Origin of the sequence: Pseudomonas mercuritolerans (genome assembly GCF_025706525.1) — a bacterium.
GTDB classification, from domain to species: Bacteria; Pseudomonadota; Gammaproteobacteria; order Pseudomonadales; family Pseudomonadaceae; genus Aquipseudomonas; species Aquipseudomonas mercuritolerans.
In genome coordinates, this window is record NZ_JAMSHA010000003.1 from 89730 (window position 1) to 109060 (window position 19331).

5 protein-coding genes are annotated in these 19331 nt (G+C 61.2%); 3 read left to right on the forward strand and 2 right to left on the reverse strand.

Features of this window, described 5'->3' with window-relative positions; genetic code table 11:
• Positions 1-77: 77 nt before the first annotated feature.
• The 3 genes from ND528_RS08960 (at position 78) to ND528_RS08970 (ending at position 5207) form a co-directional block, all read left to right on the forward strand.
• Complete coding sequence (locus tag ND528_RS08960; protein ID WP_263470141.1) at positions 78-4424, forward strand: RCC1 domain-containing protein; 4347 nt, start codon at positions 78-80, stop codon at positions 4422-4424.
• Positions 4425-4753: 329 nt separating this feature from the next.
• Entirely contained in the window at positions 4754-4957 is a 204-nt protein-coding gene (relB, locus tag ND528_RS08965; protein WP_130911901.1) for a type II toxin-antitoxin system RelB family antitoxin, read from the forward strand.
• Between the two features lie 28 nt (positions 4958-4985).
• Positions 4986-5207 (forward strand): type II toxin-antitoxin system RelE/ParE family toxin, encoded by a 222-nt coding sequence (locus ND528_RS08970; protein WP_236708189.1) that lies wholly within the window; start codon positions 4986-4988, stop codon positions 5205-5207.
• 56 nt (positions 5208-5263) lie between these two features.
• Here the strand turns inward: ND528_RS08970 and ND528_RS08975 are convergent, their stop codons facing one another.
• Together ND528_RS08975 and ND528_RS08980 are read right to left on the reverse strand one after the other, a co-directional pair.
• Positions 5264-17764: a filamentous haemagglutinin family protein gene (locus ND528_RS08975; protein ID WP_263470142.1), complete on the reverse strand. Its 12501-nt coding sequence runs from the start codon at positions 17762-17764 to the stop codon at positions 5264-5266.
• A gap of 191 nt (positions 17765-17955) precedes the next feature.
• Entirely contained in the window at positions 17956-19065 is a 1110-nt protein-coding gene (locus ND528_RS08980; RefSeq protein ID WP_137213753.1) for a substrate-binding domain-containing protein, read from the reverse strand.
• Positions 19066-19331 lie beyond the last annotated feature (266 nt).

The following is a 19331-nucleotide window of genomic DNA, read 5'->3' on the forward strand; positions in this document are numbered from 1 at the left end:
AGATCTGACAGGTGCGCAAATCACGAAACCGCGCCCTAATCACTCCGTCGTTCCCACATCAGACAGGAGTGCCCGTCATGCTCATCCAACCACGCAAAGAAATCTCTGTACTGTCCCTGCTCGACCCGGAAATTCCCGGCGGCCGGCTGCTGGATGACGGCACCTGGGGCATCAACCTCGCCGCCGCACAACTCAACTATCCGGACAAGGGGCTGAAGACCCAGATTCCCGCCTGGAACAGCATGAGCAAGAGCGATAACTGCAAGTTGTACCTGGGCACCACCATGGTCGCGCAAAAGACCATCACCGAAGACATCGAAGTGAACAAGCATGTCACCCTGTTCGTCCCGCCCGAGCGCTTGCTCAGCGGCCGCGCATGGGAGCTGTCCTACCAGATCACGCGGTTCGGTCAGCAGCCCGAGACGGGACCGACGATCAAGCTCTTCGTCAAACTCGAACTGCCCGCCGGCCAGGACACCAATCCCGACTATGGCCACTCCGAACTGACCATGGCCTTCGATCCGCCGGACGTGGTGCGCGACGGTGTCGACAAGGCCACCGCCGAGGCAGGTGTACTTGTCTACGCCAAACCCAAGCCCGGCGATGGCTTGCTCTACAAGAACGCCGCCGTCGGTGACGTACTCATCCTCGCCTGGGCCGGGAAAACCGTGGAATCCGAGCCCGTCACCCAGGAACAGCTCGACGATCCAGAGAATAATCCCATCGTGGTTCTGGCCGACAAGGCCACCATCCTCTCAGCCGGAGACTCCGACGGCATGTTGGTCAGCTACAAGATCCGCGACCGCGTGTACAACGAGTCCGAAGACTGGTGCGAGGCCGTGCGTATCGTCGTCGACACCCAAGGCTTGCGGCTGGGTGCGCCCATCCTCAAACAGGCCGACGGTCTCGTCGTGGATCTGGATGTGCTGGGGGACGAACCGCCGCTGGTGGAAGTCTGGGCGGAAGACGCGGATATCTTTAAAAAGAACGACGAGATCTACCTCAGCGTCATCGGTACCAACAACGACGGTGAAGAGATCAGCGAACTGGTAATTCAAGCTATTACAACCACGCCGCCGGTGCGGGTCTCGATCAAGCACAAAAACAGCACCCTGCGTGCCTTGGCCGGACGCACGGTGGTGTACTCCTATCATGTCCGCCGCGGTGGCGTCGTGGTCGACAACTCCAGATCCAAGTCCCGGTCCTACAGCGTAATCGGCGAACCGACACGCCTGGCCGCACCGATCGCGATCGACCAGATCAGTGGCGCGCTCGACCCCGACGCACCCGAATACCGCATCCGCATCCCATACGATCTACTGATCACCCCGGACAATGCGATCGAACTGAAATGGTTCGGCACCCGGTCCGACCTCACGACTTACGACCCGGAACTGGAGTGGTATTTTCCCAGCGAAGACGAGGCCAATGATCCCGAGGGCTTCATCGTGACCGTCTCCGGCGAACACGGCAAAACACTGGAGGGCGGCACACTGGATCTGTCATACAACCTGCTGAGCGATGAAAACGGCACCATCACCCGCCGCGCGTCGCTGCACGCTTCGCAGCTCAGCGTCGGCGAAGCGCAACGGGAACTGGTCAAACCCATCGTGCTGGGTGAAAAGGATGGCGTGCTGGAACCCAAGGACCTGCCCGGCGGCGCCAGCAAAATCACCGCCCCACGGCCAGTGGCTGTTCCGAGCGAGGCCAACGATATCGTGAAGTTTTTCTGGATCGTTGAAGGCAATGAGCCTGTTACCGACCTTAAAAAACTCAACGCACTATCCAAGGACAAGGACGTGGATTTCCCGCTGTACGCAGCGTTTGTAGCGCAGCACATCGAGCCTAACCGCGGGAAAAAAGTGCAGGTTCACAACGAGATCTTCCGCGCCGCCAGCAACACGACCAGCTATTCGAATGTGTTGGAATTTACGGTGGGGGAAGTCGCATCGATCAAATTGCCCGGCGCCACAATCGAAGAGGCAAATGCAGGCTATTTGAATCCTGACAAAGTAAATGATGGTGCCACCATTATTATTGACGCCTCTGCTCAGTTGAAGGATGGCGATGAAATCAACGTTACGGTGGACGGGAAAAACACCTACCCCCATCCAACCTACACCGTGAAGCCTGAAGAAGCTGATAAAGAACTGTCATCAATCAAAGTACCTCACAGCGTGATCAGCGCCGAAGAAGGCGGCAGCATCGCGCTGAGGTACAGCGTAAAACGCAACGCCGGAGGAACAGACGGCCCATCGGAAGCCACCGTTTATGAGGTATCCAGAGAAATCGTACCGATCGACTTGCCCGTTGCCGAAATCAACGAGGCGAACGGCGATCAGTTAAACCCTGACGATGTAACGAACGGTGCGACGATCATCATTGCCGACTCTGCAAAGCTGAAGGATGGCGACGAAATCAGCGTTACCGTGGAGGGGAAAAACACCTATCTCCATCCTGCCTATACCGTGAAACCTGAGGAAGCTGATAAAGAACTGTCATCAATTAAAGTACCTCACAGCGCGATCAGCGCCGAAGTGGGCGGCAGCATCGCGCTGAGGTACAGCGTAAAACGCAAGGCCGGAGGAGCGGACGGCCCATCGGAAGCCATAGTTTATGAAGTATCCAGAGAAATCGTACCGATCGACTTGCCCGTTGCCGAAATCAACGAGGCGAACGGCGATCAGTTAAACCCTGACGATGTAACGAACGGTGCGACGATCATCATTGCCGACTCTGCAAAGCTGAAGGATGGCGACGAAATCAGCGTTACCGTGGAGGGGAAAAACACCTATCTCCATCCTGCCCATACCGTGAAGCCTGAAGAAGCCGATAAAGAACTGTCGTCAATCAAACTGCCTCACAGGGTGATCAGCGACGAAGAAGGCGGCAGCATCGCGCTGAACTACACCGTCAAACGCAAAGCGGGAGGAACGGACGGCCCGTCCGCACCGGCTGTATACGATGTGCGCAAGGTGATCTCTCCCGGCAAGCTACGAGTCATGGGCGCTCGCTACAATCGCAGCGTATACCGGGCCGCCAGTACCAGCAGGTTACTGATGGCATTCGATGCAACTACCGCAAAACCGCTTCAGGCAGAGTGGAAATACGCTTCAGAAAGCAAATGGACGCAGGCGAGCACCTGGTTTGATACCGCCCCACAGGAGCACCTTCAAGTCCGTACAGCAGACGATCAAGTCACACTCAGCGAAGCGAACATCTTCGGCACCGGGAGCGACACGACCATTACCGGTCAAGCAGCATTTGTCGCGTTGCGCGATAAGAACGACATGACTGGTTGGGGCTACGGACCCAATGGTGGCGTCATTCCACCTACCATCATCACGATGAACGACATTGTTGAGGTAAGTGCCACGCGCAGCACCTTTGCGGCCCGGCGCACCAATAACACCACGATAGCCTGGAGTGCCACTGCCGGTGAGGGCAGCGACATGGGCACAGTCAATCCGGTCGGATTCGTCCAGATCATCGGTAATATCGCTGCCTTCGCCGGTATAAGAGCCGGTGGGACGGTGGATGCCTGGGGCACCGCTGCCAACGGCGGCGTGCCCACCGCAGAAATCAAAGCCGTGATCAATGCTGTTGACATCATTCCTGCTGGGCAAGCCTTTGCCGTAAGACTTGCAACAGGGCACGTAAAGGCTTGGGGGCTGCCGGCAAATGTTGGAACCGTACCCGCGCCAATAGCTTCACTCGACGATATCGAAGACGTTATCGGCAATCCCTATGCCTTCGCAGCCTATAGGGCCAATGGAACACTTGTCGCTTGGGGTAACGCGACCTATGGCGGTACTGTACCTGGCCCTATCGCCGCCATGACGGATATTAAAAGGCTTGCCTGTGCCAATAAGTACAGTTTTGTCGCCCTGCGCAAAACCAATCAGATCGTCGCTTGGGGGCCTGTGGCACAAGGGGGAACTGTTCCCCAACTGATCTCGACACTGACAGATATCTTATGCGTAGTTGCCACTTGGAACTCGTTTGCGGCGCTACGCGAAAATGGTCATGTCGTTGCTTGGCCGGAAACCAGTGCCGACGGCAAGGTGCCCGATGCCATCGCTGCCCGGGATGATGTTGTCCAAGTGGCAGGGACGTCTCATGCTTTTGCCGTACTGTTCAAAGATGGGACGGTGGCAGCATGGGGTAATGCCACCGTGGGTGGAGACACAAAGCCGGTAGCGGATCAATTGACTGACGTCCGCGCGATTTACACCAATACTCACGGGTTTAGCGCGCTCACCGCTGACGGCCGGGTTGTAACCTGGGGTCAGCCTACGGGAGGGGGAAACAGTAGCACCGTGCAGGATCGACTAAAGGGAATGGTGTCGTACCTCGCTACACCGGCTTCTCGGGGTATTGCGCTCAAAGCGAGTCGTTTGGGTAAAACAGGTGCATCAGTCTGAAACAAGGCCGTGCTTTTCATGCGGCGCTCCTCTGGGCGCCGCATGGGCTGACGCTGCACTCATGAGCAACAACTGTCGCTTCATTTGCACTGCACCAAAAACTCAGCGCCGCGGCGCGGAGGCTTTCCTGGACATCGCATGGCCCGAGAACCAGAAACTGATTCCTTACAGATTCGAACTACTCCCCTGATCGACTTAACTCGCATCACAAGCGAAGCGTCTGACAGATTTGAATAGTCTGTTTGGAGATGATGAGTCCCTCGTCCCGCCAGTGACGACAACGAGCCCACATCCCCTTAGACTGCTTCACATTGATCATGGAGGTCATGATGAGCGCTGAACTTTCACTTATCGTTTCAGACTTCGAAACCGAAGAAGAGGCTGCGGAATACGACCTTTGGTATCGCGCCAAAGTACAAGCCGCACTTGATGACCCGCGCCCGCCTATTCCCCACGATGAGGCAATGGTGCTGCTAGGTCAGATGCTGGAAGAGAGACGCAAGAATCGACGCGCTGCCGGTAAGCTGGAGTAAACCGGCTCTTGGAGATCTGGCTGACATCATCGAATACGTAGAACAACGCAACACTGTCGCTTCAGTTGCACTGCACCAAAAGCTCAGCGCCGCAGCGCGAAGGCTTTCCTGGATACCGCATGGTTTCCGCTCCGGCCGAATACCGGGCACTCGCGAAATGGTCATTAACTCGAATTATTTACTGGTCTATCAGGTGACAGACCACATCAAAATTCTGACCGTGTTGCACGCCCGTAAAAAATATCCATAACCACTCATAAAAAAAGGCGGCCAACCGGCCGCCCAAACGTACTGCACGAGAGTCTTTTACAACGTCAGCTGCCCACGCTCCTCCTCGGTCAGCTGCTGTTTCGCCTGTTCATCCAACGCCCCGGCGCCCAGCACCTGCACCGGGCTGTCCGGGTTATAACCCGGCGCTGGCGCGCGACTGGCACCATCACGCGACGGCGCCAGTTGCTCGTTGCCGAAGCTGAGCACCTGCACGGTGAACACCGAGGCCTGGTTCTGCCGCGCCGCTGCCTGTTGCTGCCGCGCGACGTCTTCAGCCGCTTGTGTAGCGGAGGATGCCGCCGAACTGGCCGAGGTGATCGCGCCGGTGTTGACCGCCGATACCACCGGCACGCCGGTTGCCTTGCCCTGCACCGAAATGTTCGCGGCATTGACCACCGTCAGCGCGGCGATGTTGACGTTGCCTGACACGCGAATCCCCGCTTCGCCGGCATCGATGGTGCCCAGTGGCGCGATCAGGTCGATGTTGCCCGGTGCCACTCCGGCAATCGGGTTGAGCGTGGCGATACCGGCGCCGGTGCTCGGCACCGACGGCGACAGCGTGACGTTGCCCCAGGTGTCGTAGACACGTTTTGGCGGCGTATAGACCACGGTGGTTTTCGAGCCGCGACCGGCGTTGATGTCGCCCTCGGCGGACCAACCGAGAATCGAGCCGCCAAAGGTGGTCATGATCCGGCTCTGGCCGAGCAGAATGCTGCCTTGCGAGTACAGCTGAATGTCGCCCGAGCCTTGGGTGATGATCCCCGCTGTCGACGGCGGCGCCGCGCCTTCGATGCCGAACACCTGGCCACCGCCCGGTGTGAGCATCTGGATATCGCCGCCAAACAGCGTCTTGACCCCGGCGCCGCCGTACATCGTGATATCGCCGTCGTAGCGAATCGGATTACCGGCCACATCGGTGGTCGGGAACAGTGCCGCAATGGCGTTGCGACCGCGCAGGTAACTACCTGTGCGCGGGCCGTCGGCATCGGTGTATTCCAGGCCACCGGCGCGCAATTCGGCGAAGTACACCTGGCGGGCGAAGATCGCCTGTTCGGTACTCGGCAGTGCGGCGAAGAAGGCTTGCGCCTGTTGGTCGCTACCCTTGAAGCCATAACCGAGGCTCAGCCAACTCTGCAGTTCATCGACGTAGCTCTTGACCACTTTGCCCGGTTGCGCGCTGAGGGCCACCGCTGAATCCGCTACGTTTTGCGGGTTCAGATAACGCGCAATGAACCGTGAGTAATCCGGCCCCTGCGCGCCCGCACCCGCTTGCATCACGATGCTCGCCCCCGATCGGCTGTCTCCCGCCGCGATCGGTCCGAGGCTGGTAATAGCGGCCCGGTCCTCCATCAGGATGTTGCGCCCGGCATTGACATCCAAAAGGCCCGGACCGGCGATATCGAAGCTGCTGTAGAGAATGTCGCGCCCGGCAGATACGCGCGAGACATCCCGCGGGTCGTTGTGAATGAACAGGTTACCGGTCGAACTGACGCTTTGGCGGGTTCCGCCCAATTCCTCATTCGGCGCGATTGTCGGCTGCCCCAGGAAAGTACCGGACCCGACGATGTCGCGACCGGCCATCATCCACACCGGCCCCGCCGCTTCATACCAGGTACGCGCGGACGGGGAAAAGCTCAGGGTTTCGCCGCTGCGTAGACCGACCAGATCACCGGTCAAGGCATAGAAACGCGCCGGACCCTGTACATCACTCGACCCCGAGAAGGTATCGGCGCCAAACGCAAACAGCGGATAACGCAGGTTTCTGCTCGGGATCACACCATCGGGGCTGTAGTTGCTGACCAACGGCACGTTTGCAGTGCTGGCTCCGTATCCGGAGAAGGAAGGCGCAAACGGGGTCGCGATGGCTCCCGGGCTCGCGCCGGACTGATTGATTGCATAACCGCCGGCGTAGATGGAGTCACCAGCCAGCAACGACAATTGCCCGTTTGTCGAAGGCGCCAGCAATAGCGAGTACCCCACCGCCGGGAACAGATTGCTCGCTGCACCAAAAGCGGCCGACGGTCCCACGTAGATGGAACCCTTGGCTGCAACGGCCCGAAGAATCGAGGGATATACAAAGCGACCATCAGTCGGCGAGCTGTTCATTGCGCTGACGGGTTGAGACAACGTCGTGCTGACTTCAGCCATCTGTGTGCTCGGTGTGAGATTGCCCCCAGCGGAAAACAGATCTATGGCCGTGTGCCCGGTCCACAACGAGAAACCGCTCAGTCCGCCACCCGCATGGACCACACCACTGTCAGTGGTGAACGGCGTGGAGTTCTGCAGCCTTACCCGACCCGGGTCCGCCGCACCCCCCATCACCAGGTCGCCGCGTGTACTGATGCGCATCCCCGAATCACCCGGTATCAATACCACGCCACCGCCCGCCGCTCCGGTGCTGGCACTGAACAAATCGTAGGCTCTGGTTTCCCGGGCGTCCTGCTGGAATTGCTCGACGCCATATTGCAGGTTGATTGCACCCGCAGCAGCGCCGGTCAGCTGTGCCGCACCCCGTAGATTGATCAGGACGCCTTGAAGGTCGTGTCGCGGCGGTGTCGTGCCGTTTTGCCCCGACCTCGCCTGCAATGACGGATTGAGCATGCCACCGAGACGAATGTCCATGTCGCCACCGCCAGTCAACTGCAGGCTACCGTCAGCGCCAACGCGGCCGGTGCTGCCCACCGCCACGATCAGTCCCTGACTGCGGGGATTAAGCAACTGATCGCCCATGGGCCTGAGCATGCCTGCATCCGCGCCAGCGCGCAGGCTGATATTGCCGCCGCCCAATGTGCCGAAGCCGGTGAAGCCGACCAGGTATGACCCGGTGTCGGTGCTCTGGTCCGGCAAGGGCTGCGTGGCGTAGCTGCCGAAGTTGATCCACCAGGCCGTAGGCAGATCCGCCTTGCCATCACCCTGACGCCAGAGCCAGTTGCCCACAGCAACGCTGGATACCTGTTCGCGCAGTGGCGCGTTCATTACATAGCCGCGCCGCCCGAGCGTGTCCCCCGACACCGAGCCACCGGCACCGATGGTCAGGTTGCCGCCCATCTGCGGATACCACGCCTGATACAGGCTCTCCGAACCGCCATTGACCCATTTTTCGTAAGCACTGCCGGCGCTGCCCAGTATCGATCCATCGTCAGACAAGCGGCCGCGGGCCTGGTTGAAACGTGAATCGACATCGCTGGACTGAGTGCCCGCCGTATAAACGCCGAACGGTGAGTTCATGCTCAGATTGCCAGCGGCCATCAAATCCAGATCGCCAGTACCGGTGCGAAGCACGCTGAACATCTGCGAATGGGGACTGGCGTTTATCCCGCCCTTGTTGGCCAGGCAGTTCCCCGGGTCGATGTCGCACCAGAACAGATCGTCGTCACTGACCGGGGTTCCGGCGGGTATGCCCATCATGTTGCCATCCGCCCACAGGAACTTGGCCGGAGGGAGACAGACCCCGGGAATCAATTCGCACCAGAAACTATCCTCATCGCTGACGACGCTGCCCGCCGGATACCCCAGCGGGTTATCCGCCGACCAGGTGCTGTCGAGCTTTTTCTCAGTGACAAGAATCCCGAGGTGGGTGTCCGCCAGCCGCAAGTCACCGGTACTGGTGACGGGTTTCACCACACGACTGTCAGCGGCTTGCAGGTCGGCACCCGCAACCATCCGCATCGACCACGAGGCGCTGCCCGACGGCAACATGCTCGCGATCGCCCAGTTCGCGCCCTGGCGTGTACCGTTCAATGAACGAAGTTCGATAAAGGGTGTGTCGGCGGCCAGCACCACATCGGTCATCGACGGAATCAGGGAACCACGCAGCAGCGCCAGCGCCCCATTCAACTTCACACCCACCGAACGCTGCTGGTCATCCAGAACACTGGGCAACGGCACGCCTTTTGGCCAGAGCATGGCCTGCATCCCGGTAGCCTGACCGAGGCGGGTCCCGGCGCCGAGGCGGCTGCCGGCTGGCAACATCACACTGTCAGTGAGCAGCGTTCCGGCGCCATACAGCAGGTTACCGGAGGCATCGTGTACGGCTGCGCTCAACACGGTGCCGGCCGGCAGAGTGTAGGGGCCGGCGAGCACGGCCTCGGTGGGCAACAGCGTACCGCTGGCGAGGACGGCGGCCTGGATCGGCAGGTCATAGTTCAGCTTGACGCCCGCTGGGAACAACGTGCCCTCGGCCAGTGTCACGCCTGCGCCCGGCACAATCAGATCGCCGCCAAACGGCTGGACGCCCGGTAGCAATTTCCATCCGGCATCGTCCACGGTTTCCGGTGGCGGCGCGAAACCATCGTTGATGCTGCCGTAGATATCCAGGTCCCCTCCGGCTCGAATCACCAGGCTCCCCGCCTCGCCAGAACCGTACACCGAAGTTTTGCCGGTGTTCGGGTTGAGACTGGCGTAGCGATAGCCGGACAAGTCCAGATCGCCCTGTACCACCAGATCGCCGTCGGCGGTTTTACTCGCAATCTCTACGCCTGGGCGCAAATGGAAGGCATCGGCATACCGCGCATTGTTCAACCCTGCCAGTTTGCGCTGCAACAGATCACTGTTGCCCAAGGCTGCATTGATGAACAGGTCGTTGTCAGCGTGGATGCGGTTCAGGTAAGCCTGGTCGATGATTTGATAAGGCCGGCCGCTGGCCGCTGGATCCACCCCGTCGGCGGCATCGGTATAGCGGCGCACGGCATTGAGACCGATGGACCGCGCGCCCTGGATGATCAACGCGCCAGGGGCGTCGATGGCGATGTCATCGGCGCCCAGTCGCGGTACGTTCAGCTCCAGCGTGCCGCGCAGGCGACCGTCATTCTGACCCGCCAGTGTGCCGACTGCCGCGTCCGTGCCATGGCGCAGGTCTATCCGCGCACCGGGAGCGAGTGTCAGCAGGCCGTCGCCGGAACTGAGTTCGACCATGGCCCGGTTGGGCGCGTCGATAATCTTGCCGTAACTGTCGACCCGCAGTACCCGACCGTGAGCATCCAGCACCGCACCGCCCGCCACATTCAGGCCATGGGCGGCGGCCAGGCGAATGTTGCCGACCCGTTCGCCGCTGGCATCGACCAGGCCGTTCACCGTCAGGCTGCCGTTGTCTAGCGATACCGAGACCTCGCCCGCCTTGAGGCCATCGCCGACCACCAGATCGCCCTGTTTGAACTGGAAGCTGCGACTGCCGAAGACTTGGCCGGCGTTCAAGCGTTGGTTGAGCGCAGCAAACTGTTCATTCAGTGCGCCACCCAAGTGTTGCGCGCGGATGTCCACGCCAGCGGATTTGTAAGGTACCCACGTGCCGCCGGCATCGTAATGCCCTGTACTGCTGCCACGGATCTCACCCTGCAGATCGACCTCGCCTGCGGTGTCTGACAGTGCCACGACACTCAGATTGCCGGCCTGATTGTTCTGCGCCGACAGATCGATGCGCGAGCCGCTCGCCTGACGAATATTGCCGTCGCGGCTGTACAACGCCACGTCGCCGCCCCAGCTGTACTGGTTGATATCGTTGAATGGCAAGGTGCGGCCCGCCAGGTCCAGGTTCGCTCCGCTCGTGAGGGTCAGATCGCCGACGGCCTTGACCTGCAATTTGCCGCTGGCCAGCGCAATCCGGCCGTCGAGCACCACGTTACGCCCCTCCAGCGTCAGTTCGGCACCCAGTGCATCGGCGAGCGCCGTCCCGGCCGGTCCGCTCAATACCAGACTGCCGCCGGCCTTGAGCGCATTCACCGAGCCGGCCTCCCCGGTCAGCAGAGGTGTGCGCAGGTTCAGGTTGCCGCCGCTGTAGAGATAACCCTTGATCGGGTCGTAAGCCCCCTGCGTTTCATAAACCGCGAGGCTGCCCTTGTGGTTGGCGGTGATACGATCACTGGCGTTGAGGTTGACGTTGGCAAAGCCCAGCGCAAGACGAGCGTTCTGATCCAGGCCGTTGGGTTGGGAATAAGGGCCGTAGCCAAAATCGATGCGCTGAGCCTCAATGTCCAGCGTGCCGTGTCCGCTGCCCGCACCACCGCTGGCCACGGCCCCGGGCGCCTGAGTGGCGCCGTTCCAGATCAGGTTGGCTGTGCGGATGGTCGCCACGTCGCTCGTATCGCCCAGGCCGTACATCGCCGGGGTCGTGATGATCAAATTCTGCAACTTGCTGCGCCCGGTCTGAGGATCCACGGTGTCCAGCGCGACGCTGCCATAAAAGTTCAACGCGTCGCGAGCGGTCAGGCTGAGCGTTTCCAGAGCTGGCGCAGCAAACTGAGTATCGCCGCGCAGCAAGCGGTCCAGCACGCCCTGACTCAACGTCAGCCCGGCAGGCAGGCGACCGGCCGCCGCCAGTGTTTCAGCGGTACCGATGTTGACCGCACCCACAGCCAATGCCAGGTGACGGGTGCCGAAACGCACCGCTTCGGCCAGTTCGAACTGATTGTTGGTGGCCGCCGTAATGCTGCCATTGGAATAGAGCATCGCCGGATTGGCGCATGCCTGGTGATTACAGGTGCCGATGCGGATGCTGCCAGACGCAGTGCTGGCGTTGACCTCTGGCGCCAGCACATTCGTCCAGCCGTTGGACACCACCAGCAGACTTGCGGCGCCGGGCTGATAGACAAAACCGTTCGAGGAGTCGTACGGCACCTCGCTGCGGCCCAGGGAATTGATGCCGGCACCGGCCTCAACCGTGATGGCACCGTTGCCATTGTTGGTCCAGAGCAGCACTTCCGGTGCTGAAAGCAGCGCACCTTCACGCAAGGTGATGTTGTAGGTACTGCCCGTGAAACTGACGATATTGCCGGCCGAGCCGTAATTCACCGTCGGGCTCGCACCGATCGCCAGACGAGAAGCGCCGAGCCGGTTGAGCGTATCGGCACTCAGCGAGACGCCGGCAAAGTCTTTCGTGGCTGACTGTCCGGGGCCGAGAATCTCGAAGTTGGCGCCACTGCCGCCACGAATCACAGCCGTCCCGGCCACGCCTCCCTTGGCGGCGGCGAAGGCGATCCGGCCATTGAAATCCAGCGCGGTATCGTGATTACCCCCCGCGATGACAAACAGGTTGAGCGCTTTGGCATCCATGGGCGCCAGCGCACGCGGAACACCCCGGCGCGCTGCATCGCTGACGATGAACTGCTCCAGTGTGGTTTCGTTGTATTGCGAGTAACGCCGTAACACATCCGCCGATGTCACGATGACCTGGCTGGCGAGACTTTCCCGCACGCCGGTATTGGCAATCGACATCCGCGCACTGCTTGTCCACGAGCCGTTGCGCATTGCAACCGCGCCGTTGCTGGCGCCGGGGGCGGCCTGGCCGTTGACTTCGACCCGGAACGCGCCGGGCAGCAACGTGAAGGTGGAAGGCAACAGTGTATAAGTGCCTGCCGCCAACCCTGGCACGCCGGTGCCCAGGGTGATCTGCTGGCCGATTCGCGGATCGACCGCTCCCGCTTCCCCCAGTATCGGTGCGTAGGCGCTCTGATCGCCCGGGACAATGGCGTACACCGGGTTGCTGGCCAGCCCCGGCAGACTGAACGTGCCATCGCTGGCATTGCGCACCAACGGACTGAACCGCGCATCGGTGGAGCCACCGCGACCGGAGACAAACCCGGCACCGCGCAAATCTCCGCCGCCCGAGAGGTCGATCAACGCGCCGGACTGCACATCCACGTACTGCGAGCGCAGGTTCACCCCGGCGCTGTCGCCACTGATGCCTTTCAATGTGATCGGTGCGCCGTTGTAAAGGTATTCGATACCGTCGGTGGTGCCACCATAAGGCATCACCAGACCGGCCGCACTGACCGACGTCGTACTGCCGGGCAACAGGCGCAGTTCCCGGGTTTTGATCAGCAGATCATCACCCAGACTGATCACGCCCAGAGGCGCACGCAGAACACCGCCCTGATCGATCCGGCTGGCGCTCATCGCCAGCGTGCCAAACACCGAGTACGGCAGCGCTGTCGGCGCCGTACCCTGGCCAGTAATGCGCAATGTCCGATGGGTATCGGCGAGAGAACTCTGACTCTGATAGCCGACCCGGACTTCGGCCGAGACCCCGCTCGCAGGGTAGATCTGCGCAGCGCGAAGATTCAGATCCCCTGGTGTCCACAACTCTGACTTCACTTGGCCACTGACGGGCGCCAGAAACCGCACGTCCCCGGTGCTGGTCAGCGATACCTGATCAAAGCCGCGACGGCTGACCTCAACCGGGGCGTCTTTGTTCTGCAAGATCGACCCATGCGCGCCGAACGACAGGCTGTTGGCAATATCCAGAACGTTGGCATTCACGTTGAACTGCGCCGGCGAAACTTGCGCAGTCGGACTGTTCAGGACCCGGGGGCGAATGGTGTCCACCACGCCGTAATAAGTCCCCACACCGGACAGCCGCACGGAAGGCGCTGATAGATCGACCCGCGTCGAGTCGCTGGAAGTCTGCGCCAGGGACAAGGCCCCAGCATAGAGATTCAGACTCTGATTGATGTGCAGGTCGACGTCGCCGTCAAATGACAAGAGGCCGTTGCTGAACACGCTCAGATTGTCGAATCCGCCCGACATCAACGTATCGGTGCTCAGGCGGGCATGGCCGTAACGAAGGTTGTTCGCGGCGTCACCGGGCTTGAGGTCCAGGGGCAACACTGCATCGTCCGGCCCCTGGCCAATAACGATTTCCCGAGCTCGCAGAACCTCGGCACTCGCCTTCTGCGTAGCGTACAGCGGGGTCTCCAGGGCTACCTCCAGCCGTCCGCCGGCAGCACCGCTGCCACCTGAAGCAGCGCGCAGCTGACCATTGATCCACAGGCCGTTATAGGAGCTCAGGCTGATACGTCCGCCATCCGAGGCAACGCGAGTCGGCCCCTGCCCGGAGATGTCCAGCACGGCCTGCGTTCCGGAGGCATCCAGACGTGCGCCTTCGCGCACAACCACAAACGCATCGGCCGCCGTCGCCGTCGCTCGCTTGGGATCGATTTCGCCGCCGATGATAATGCTGCCGCCCTTGTCGACCTGACCGTAGACCCGACCCGACGCATCGACAGCCGTGTGGGCACGCCCCGCAACGTCCAGCTGCGCTTGCTCGCCGACCCAGATCGAGCGGTTGTGCGCCTTGCTGTCGGCTTGTTGCTGTGAAGTGGCGACGTCGATCGAACCGAACTGTTGCTGACGTATATCCAGGGTTCCGCCCCAGGCCTGCAGTTCGCCTTCGAGGGTGATCTGCCCGGTCCCGCGCAGATTGATCCGCTGTCCGGGATCGACGGTGATGCGCGATGCGCGGCCCAGCGTCAGGGTGCTGGCGGTGTCGAACCGGTCGAGTTCACTCGAGCCGGCCTGCAGCGCCAGATTCGCACCGGCGCGCTGGCTCAGTACGCCCTTGAGCGGGTCTTCCTGATACAGCGTGGGCGTCCACAGTTCCATCGCCTGGCTCGGTTCGACCCCGCTGCCCGGATTCAGCGTTGTGTCTGCAAAACGGTAGACCGGCATCGTCACATCGATTTGTGTGCCCGCTGTCACCTCCAGCCCGTTCAGGCCGGTGACCCGGTAGGCGGAGAAACCGTTGTCGAACAACTCGGGCGTCAGCTGCAAGGCATGTTCGGGCAGCCTGTCTGCGGACGCACCGATCCGCACCCGGTTAGCCTGGATAGCCAGCGCACCGCCGCCCGTCACGCCATGCCCGAAGATGTCGCCGGCCATCGTCAGATGCGAATCGCCCAGCGCGGAAATCGCGCCGGACTCAAGACTCACGTCGCCACCCTTGCCACCCCGGGTCTTGCCATTGGCCAGAATCGCAGCACCGGACGACACATCGATCAAGCTGCCCGTCGCAACATCGATATCGCCACTGCTGCGGATCGAGATCCGGCCGCCGTTCAGGTAGCCGAGACTTGCCACATCGTCCGGATTGGTGCGCAGATTGCTCCAGAGACCACGGGTGTCGAGGCGTACGTCCCTGGCGATCGTTACCTGCACCGGATCACCCGCCGGTGCCGCAATCAGCATGTCATCAAGGGTGGTGCTGCGCAGTTGGTTCAACACGTTGCCCAGGTTCAGACTGCCGCCGCGCGCCGTCAGGTTGGCCGCAACGCGGACATCCGGTGCGTACAGCGTGATGTCACCACCGGCGTCTACCTTGAGCGCGTCGTTCACTTCAATCCGCTCAAGCGCCGAGATCTTCAGTGCGCCGAGATCAAAACCATTGAGCTGGCCGGCGTCGAGCAACAACTTGCCCTGACGGTCTTGCGCGACGGCGCCGTTCAGCTCCTCGGTGGATTCCTCGTCCCGCCCTTCGCCGCCAATCAGGACCTGATCCAGCAGCGGATTGAGGGTGTAGCGCAATCCGCCCGACGCCGCCTGATAGCTCGGCAGATAACTGCCGACAATCAATTGCGCGCGCCGTGCCAGCGCAGTCTGGCTCTGCTCATAACCGTCGATGACCGCACGCGGAGCCTGGGTCTGTCGCTCACCCTGGAAAACCTCACCCAGCAGTTGCCCGCCCAGCACCGCGTTGACAGTGCTGACCAGCAGTTGTCCGGCATCGCGACCAACCGTGTAACCCGACTCTCTGCGACTCGACGGTGCAATCAGCGGGTTGTAGAACGTGCGGGTCTGGCCCCACCGCTCACTTTCATCCTCGTAGCCCTTGTACAAACCGGTGTAGAGCTGATCCCCCGGCGCACGCGAGACTTCATACAGGCGACCGTCTGCACCGCGCAGCCAGCTCTGTCGAATCTCACCGCTTTGCACATCGAGGGTACCGCCGGACAGGTTGATCAGTGATCCCTTACGAGTGACCACGTCGTTGCCGGCAAAACTCACTGTGCCGCCCTGCGCCATCCACTCGCCGATGCCATGCCCCTGGGTGCCCAGATAACCGCCGACTTCCAGCAGGCCACCGGCCGTGTACCAACGGTCCGTCGCATAGCCATTGGTGCCGGCCGGCACGTAGACCAGTTCACGCACATCGACCCAGACATCGTTACTGTTGAGCGCGCCGTTCTCGCGGTTGACCGACGCATCGCGCTGCTCGTTGCCCTGCACGTTGATCTTGATGTTGTTCGATTCCATCGCCACCTTGACGCCGACGGCGCCGGAAACGTCGATCACCGCGCCTTCGCCAACCAGGCTGCGACGCTGCGCGCTGACAGCGACCTGGCCGCCGGTGGCCAGGGTGATCGAACCGTTCTGGAAATCGACGCTGCCACCGCTCTGGAGATCGATACGCGACTGATCGCCGCGAATCCTGTTATTGAGGCTGACCCCGCTCAGGGCCGCCTGATGCTGACTGTCCAGCGCCGTCAGGTCGCTGCTGTCGAGCAGGACCGCCGTGACACTGCCGGGCGCCAGGGTCACGCTGCCGCTCGTGTCACTCGCCGGATTGAGCAAATGGATGGTCCCGCGAGTGGCGACCGAGGTGCTGCTCAGCAACACGCCGCCCTGCTCCACCTCATGCCCGGTCAGGGTGATGTCACCCGTGGCAGCCTGAATCAACCCGTTGTTGCTGACCCGCCCACCACTTTCCAAAGCCTTGAAGCCAGGCGTGACTTCGTTGCCGAAGGTTGTCGAAAACGTGTTGCCTTCCGTGCCTGAGCCTTTGCGGATGTAAAAACGATCACCGGCACCCAGCACGGTCTGGCCTTTGACGGTGTTGATGGTGCCGTCATTGATCACGTCTTTACCGAGCAACAGCGTATAGCCGCCGGCGTCGGTCGAGACGGCGGGCTTGTGGGTTTCAAGCACCGCACCGCGCTCCACCAGCACCTTGCCGGCGGCATCGGTGAACGTCGGTTGGCTGCCGTTGCTATCGAAATACAGACCACGATCCCGGAACTGGATATCGGTGATATTGGCGGCGGCGGCCACCAGGTTGCGCACGTTGACCTGGCTGCTGCCACTGAACACGATGCCGTTGCGGTTGATCAGCATCACTGTGCCGTCGCCCCTGATCTGGCCCTGGATCTGACTGGCGCGTGCGTTCGGATCGTTGACACGGTTGAGCACGGCCCAATTGGACTGCTGAGCAAATTCGACAGTGGTATTTCGCCCGACGTTGAAGGTCTCCCAGTTGAGAATGGCCTTGTCGGCCGTCTGCTCGATCTTCACGTTGGTCTTGCCATCGGCTTGCGTCTGCTGCGGCCCCTTGGCGTTCAGCCAACCCTGGGTGAGGCTGTTGTCGACCTTCAAGCCGCCGTCGCCCAACCCGTCCGGCACGTTTTGCACACTGCCCAGGGCCACCGCACGCCCGGCCGCCTGCGCCGCCTGTTGCGCGGCAATCGCCGCCACGGTGTTGTTGAGCGTCTGCAATGAACGCTGCAATTGCTGATTGGCTTTTTGCTGCTGCGCCAATGGTGGCGTCATCCCCGGCAGCCCTCCCATACTTGGTCGAGCGGCCGTCGCTTGTTGCGCAGCGCCCTTGGCGGCAAACCAGCTCGAACTGAACGCCGTTTGCGCCTGCGCACTGCCCGCCACCAGACACAACGCCACCGCGTGCGCCAAGGGCTTGAGCAGCCACAACCCCGGGTCGTTGACCTCACGCTTGAGATTTTGAGCACGGGTACTGCGACGGGATGGGCGAGCGAGCATCACTACGAGATCCTTTTTGATTGCCACATAAGGCTGCAGGCCAGCGAAAACCTGCTGTTACGACATAGGCAGTTGGCGCGAGGCACGACCGAACGGATGTCACACAAACTTCATGATTGAGGTGTAGATCGGCCAAAAAAAATGGCAGCAGCCCGAAGGCTGCTGCCATTTCATTGCGCGTGTAGCAGGACTTACAAAGGACGACCCACGCCGTTGCAGACGCTGGCGTTGTTGATGTCCAGGTTGTTGCCGGTGGAGTTGGTGACGAAGTTGGCGGTCACAGCGTTTTTCCAGTTGGTTGGAACCGGAATGAAACCGTGGGCAGCAGTAGCGGCAGCGTTGCCCGGAATGCTGTAGTGCTGGGTCAGGAAGGCCTTCACGTCAGCGGCAACCGCTGCGTCCTTGTAGCACTGGCCGAAGATGAAGTTGGTGTAGGCCGCCATGGCATAGCCGGTACTTGGGTTGGCTACGACCGGTACCCACTGCGCCGGGTTGGATGGGGTGGCTGGCAGAGCAGCCGACGACAAGGCAGCGTTGACGTTGGCGCTGGTAGGCTGAACACCGTTGATGCGCGCCACAACGGCGTTGCTCGAGGCGTTCACACCGTCCGGACCGACATAACCGATCGAACCGTCCACAGCGTTGACGGCAGTAGCAACTTCAGCGGTGTTGACCACACCTACCCAGTTGCCTGGCAGCGGAGAGCCACCCAGACGAGCGCTGGTAAAGGTAGTGCCGACGGCGAACTTGCCAGGGCACACCGAGTTCAGGTGACGGGTGAGAATTTCAGTGGTGCCGCTGGAAGCCGTGCGATAAACCACGCGGATCAGTGTCGGGTCGGTTTTGGCGTCGTTGTTGAGTAATTCACCCCAAGTGATCTTGGCACCGGACAATGCGTCGCACAGTTGCGTGCTGGTCAGGTTGAGGGTGGTGTTGCCAGTTTTTTTGTAAGGGATCGCCACCGAGGTCGCAACCGATGGCAACTGAATCAGCGGGCCGTAGGAAGTACCGAAGTTGGCGGTGTAGTTGCTGAGTTCGGTAGCGCTGAGAATCGAATCGCTGGCAGCAAAGTGCACTGTGCCGGTGGTGCCAAATTGCGAAGCGTTGTTGGTCAGGAAAGCACTTTTGCCAATGCCGCTACCGGTCACGGCGTAGCTGAAGTTGGCAGGCAGGATGCTGTTGGCAGAACCTTTGTACAGTGCGGCAGGCAGCGAGGCGCCACCACCAGTTACGGCCATGGCCTGGGCGGAAGCCAGAGCGGCGACGGTCAGTGAGGCGGCGATCAGAGTGCGCTTGAACATGAAGAATCTCCTTTTCAACTTGGTTTGGAACACAGGTTTCGGAAGGCTTGCATGACACCGGGAGGGTCCACCGTGGTGGAGCCGCAGAGAGAAATTCGCAGCTTCCGGTGACAGATAAAGGAAAAAACCTCGGGAGCTGCGGGGGGATTCTGGTACGGATTTCTCGGGTGTTTGCGGTGGGTTGCGGCGCGTCTGGGTCGGGGTTTGGCTGAATCGGGCTGGAGGCGTTGGCGGGTGGTTGCAGATGACAGAATGGAGAACCCGAG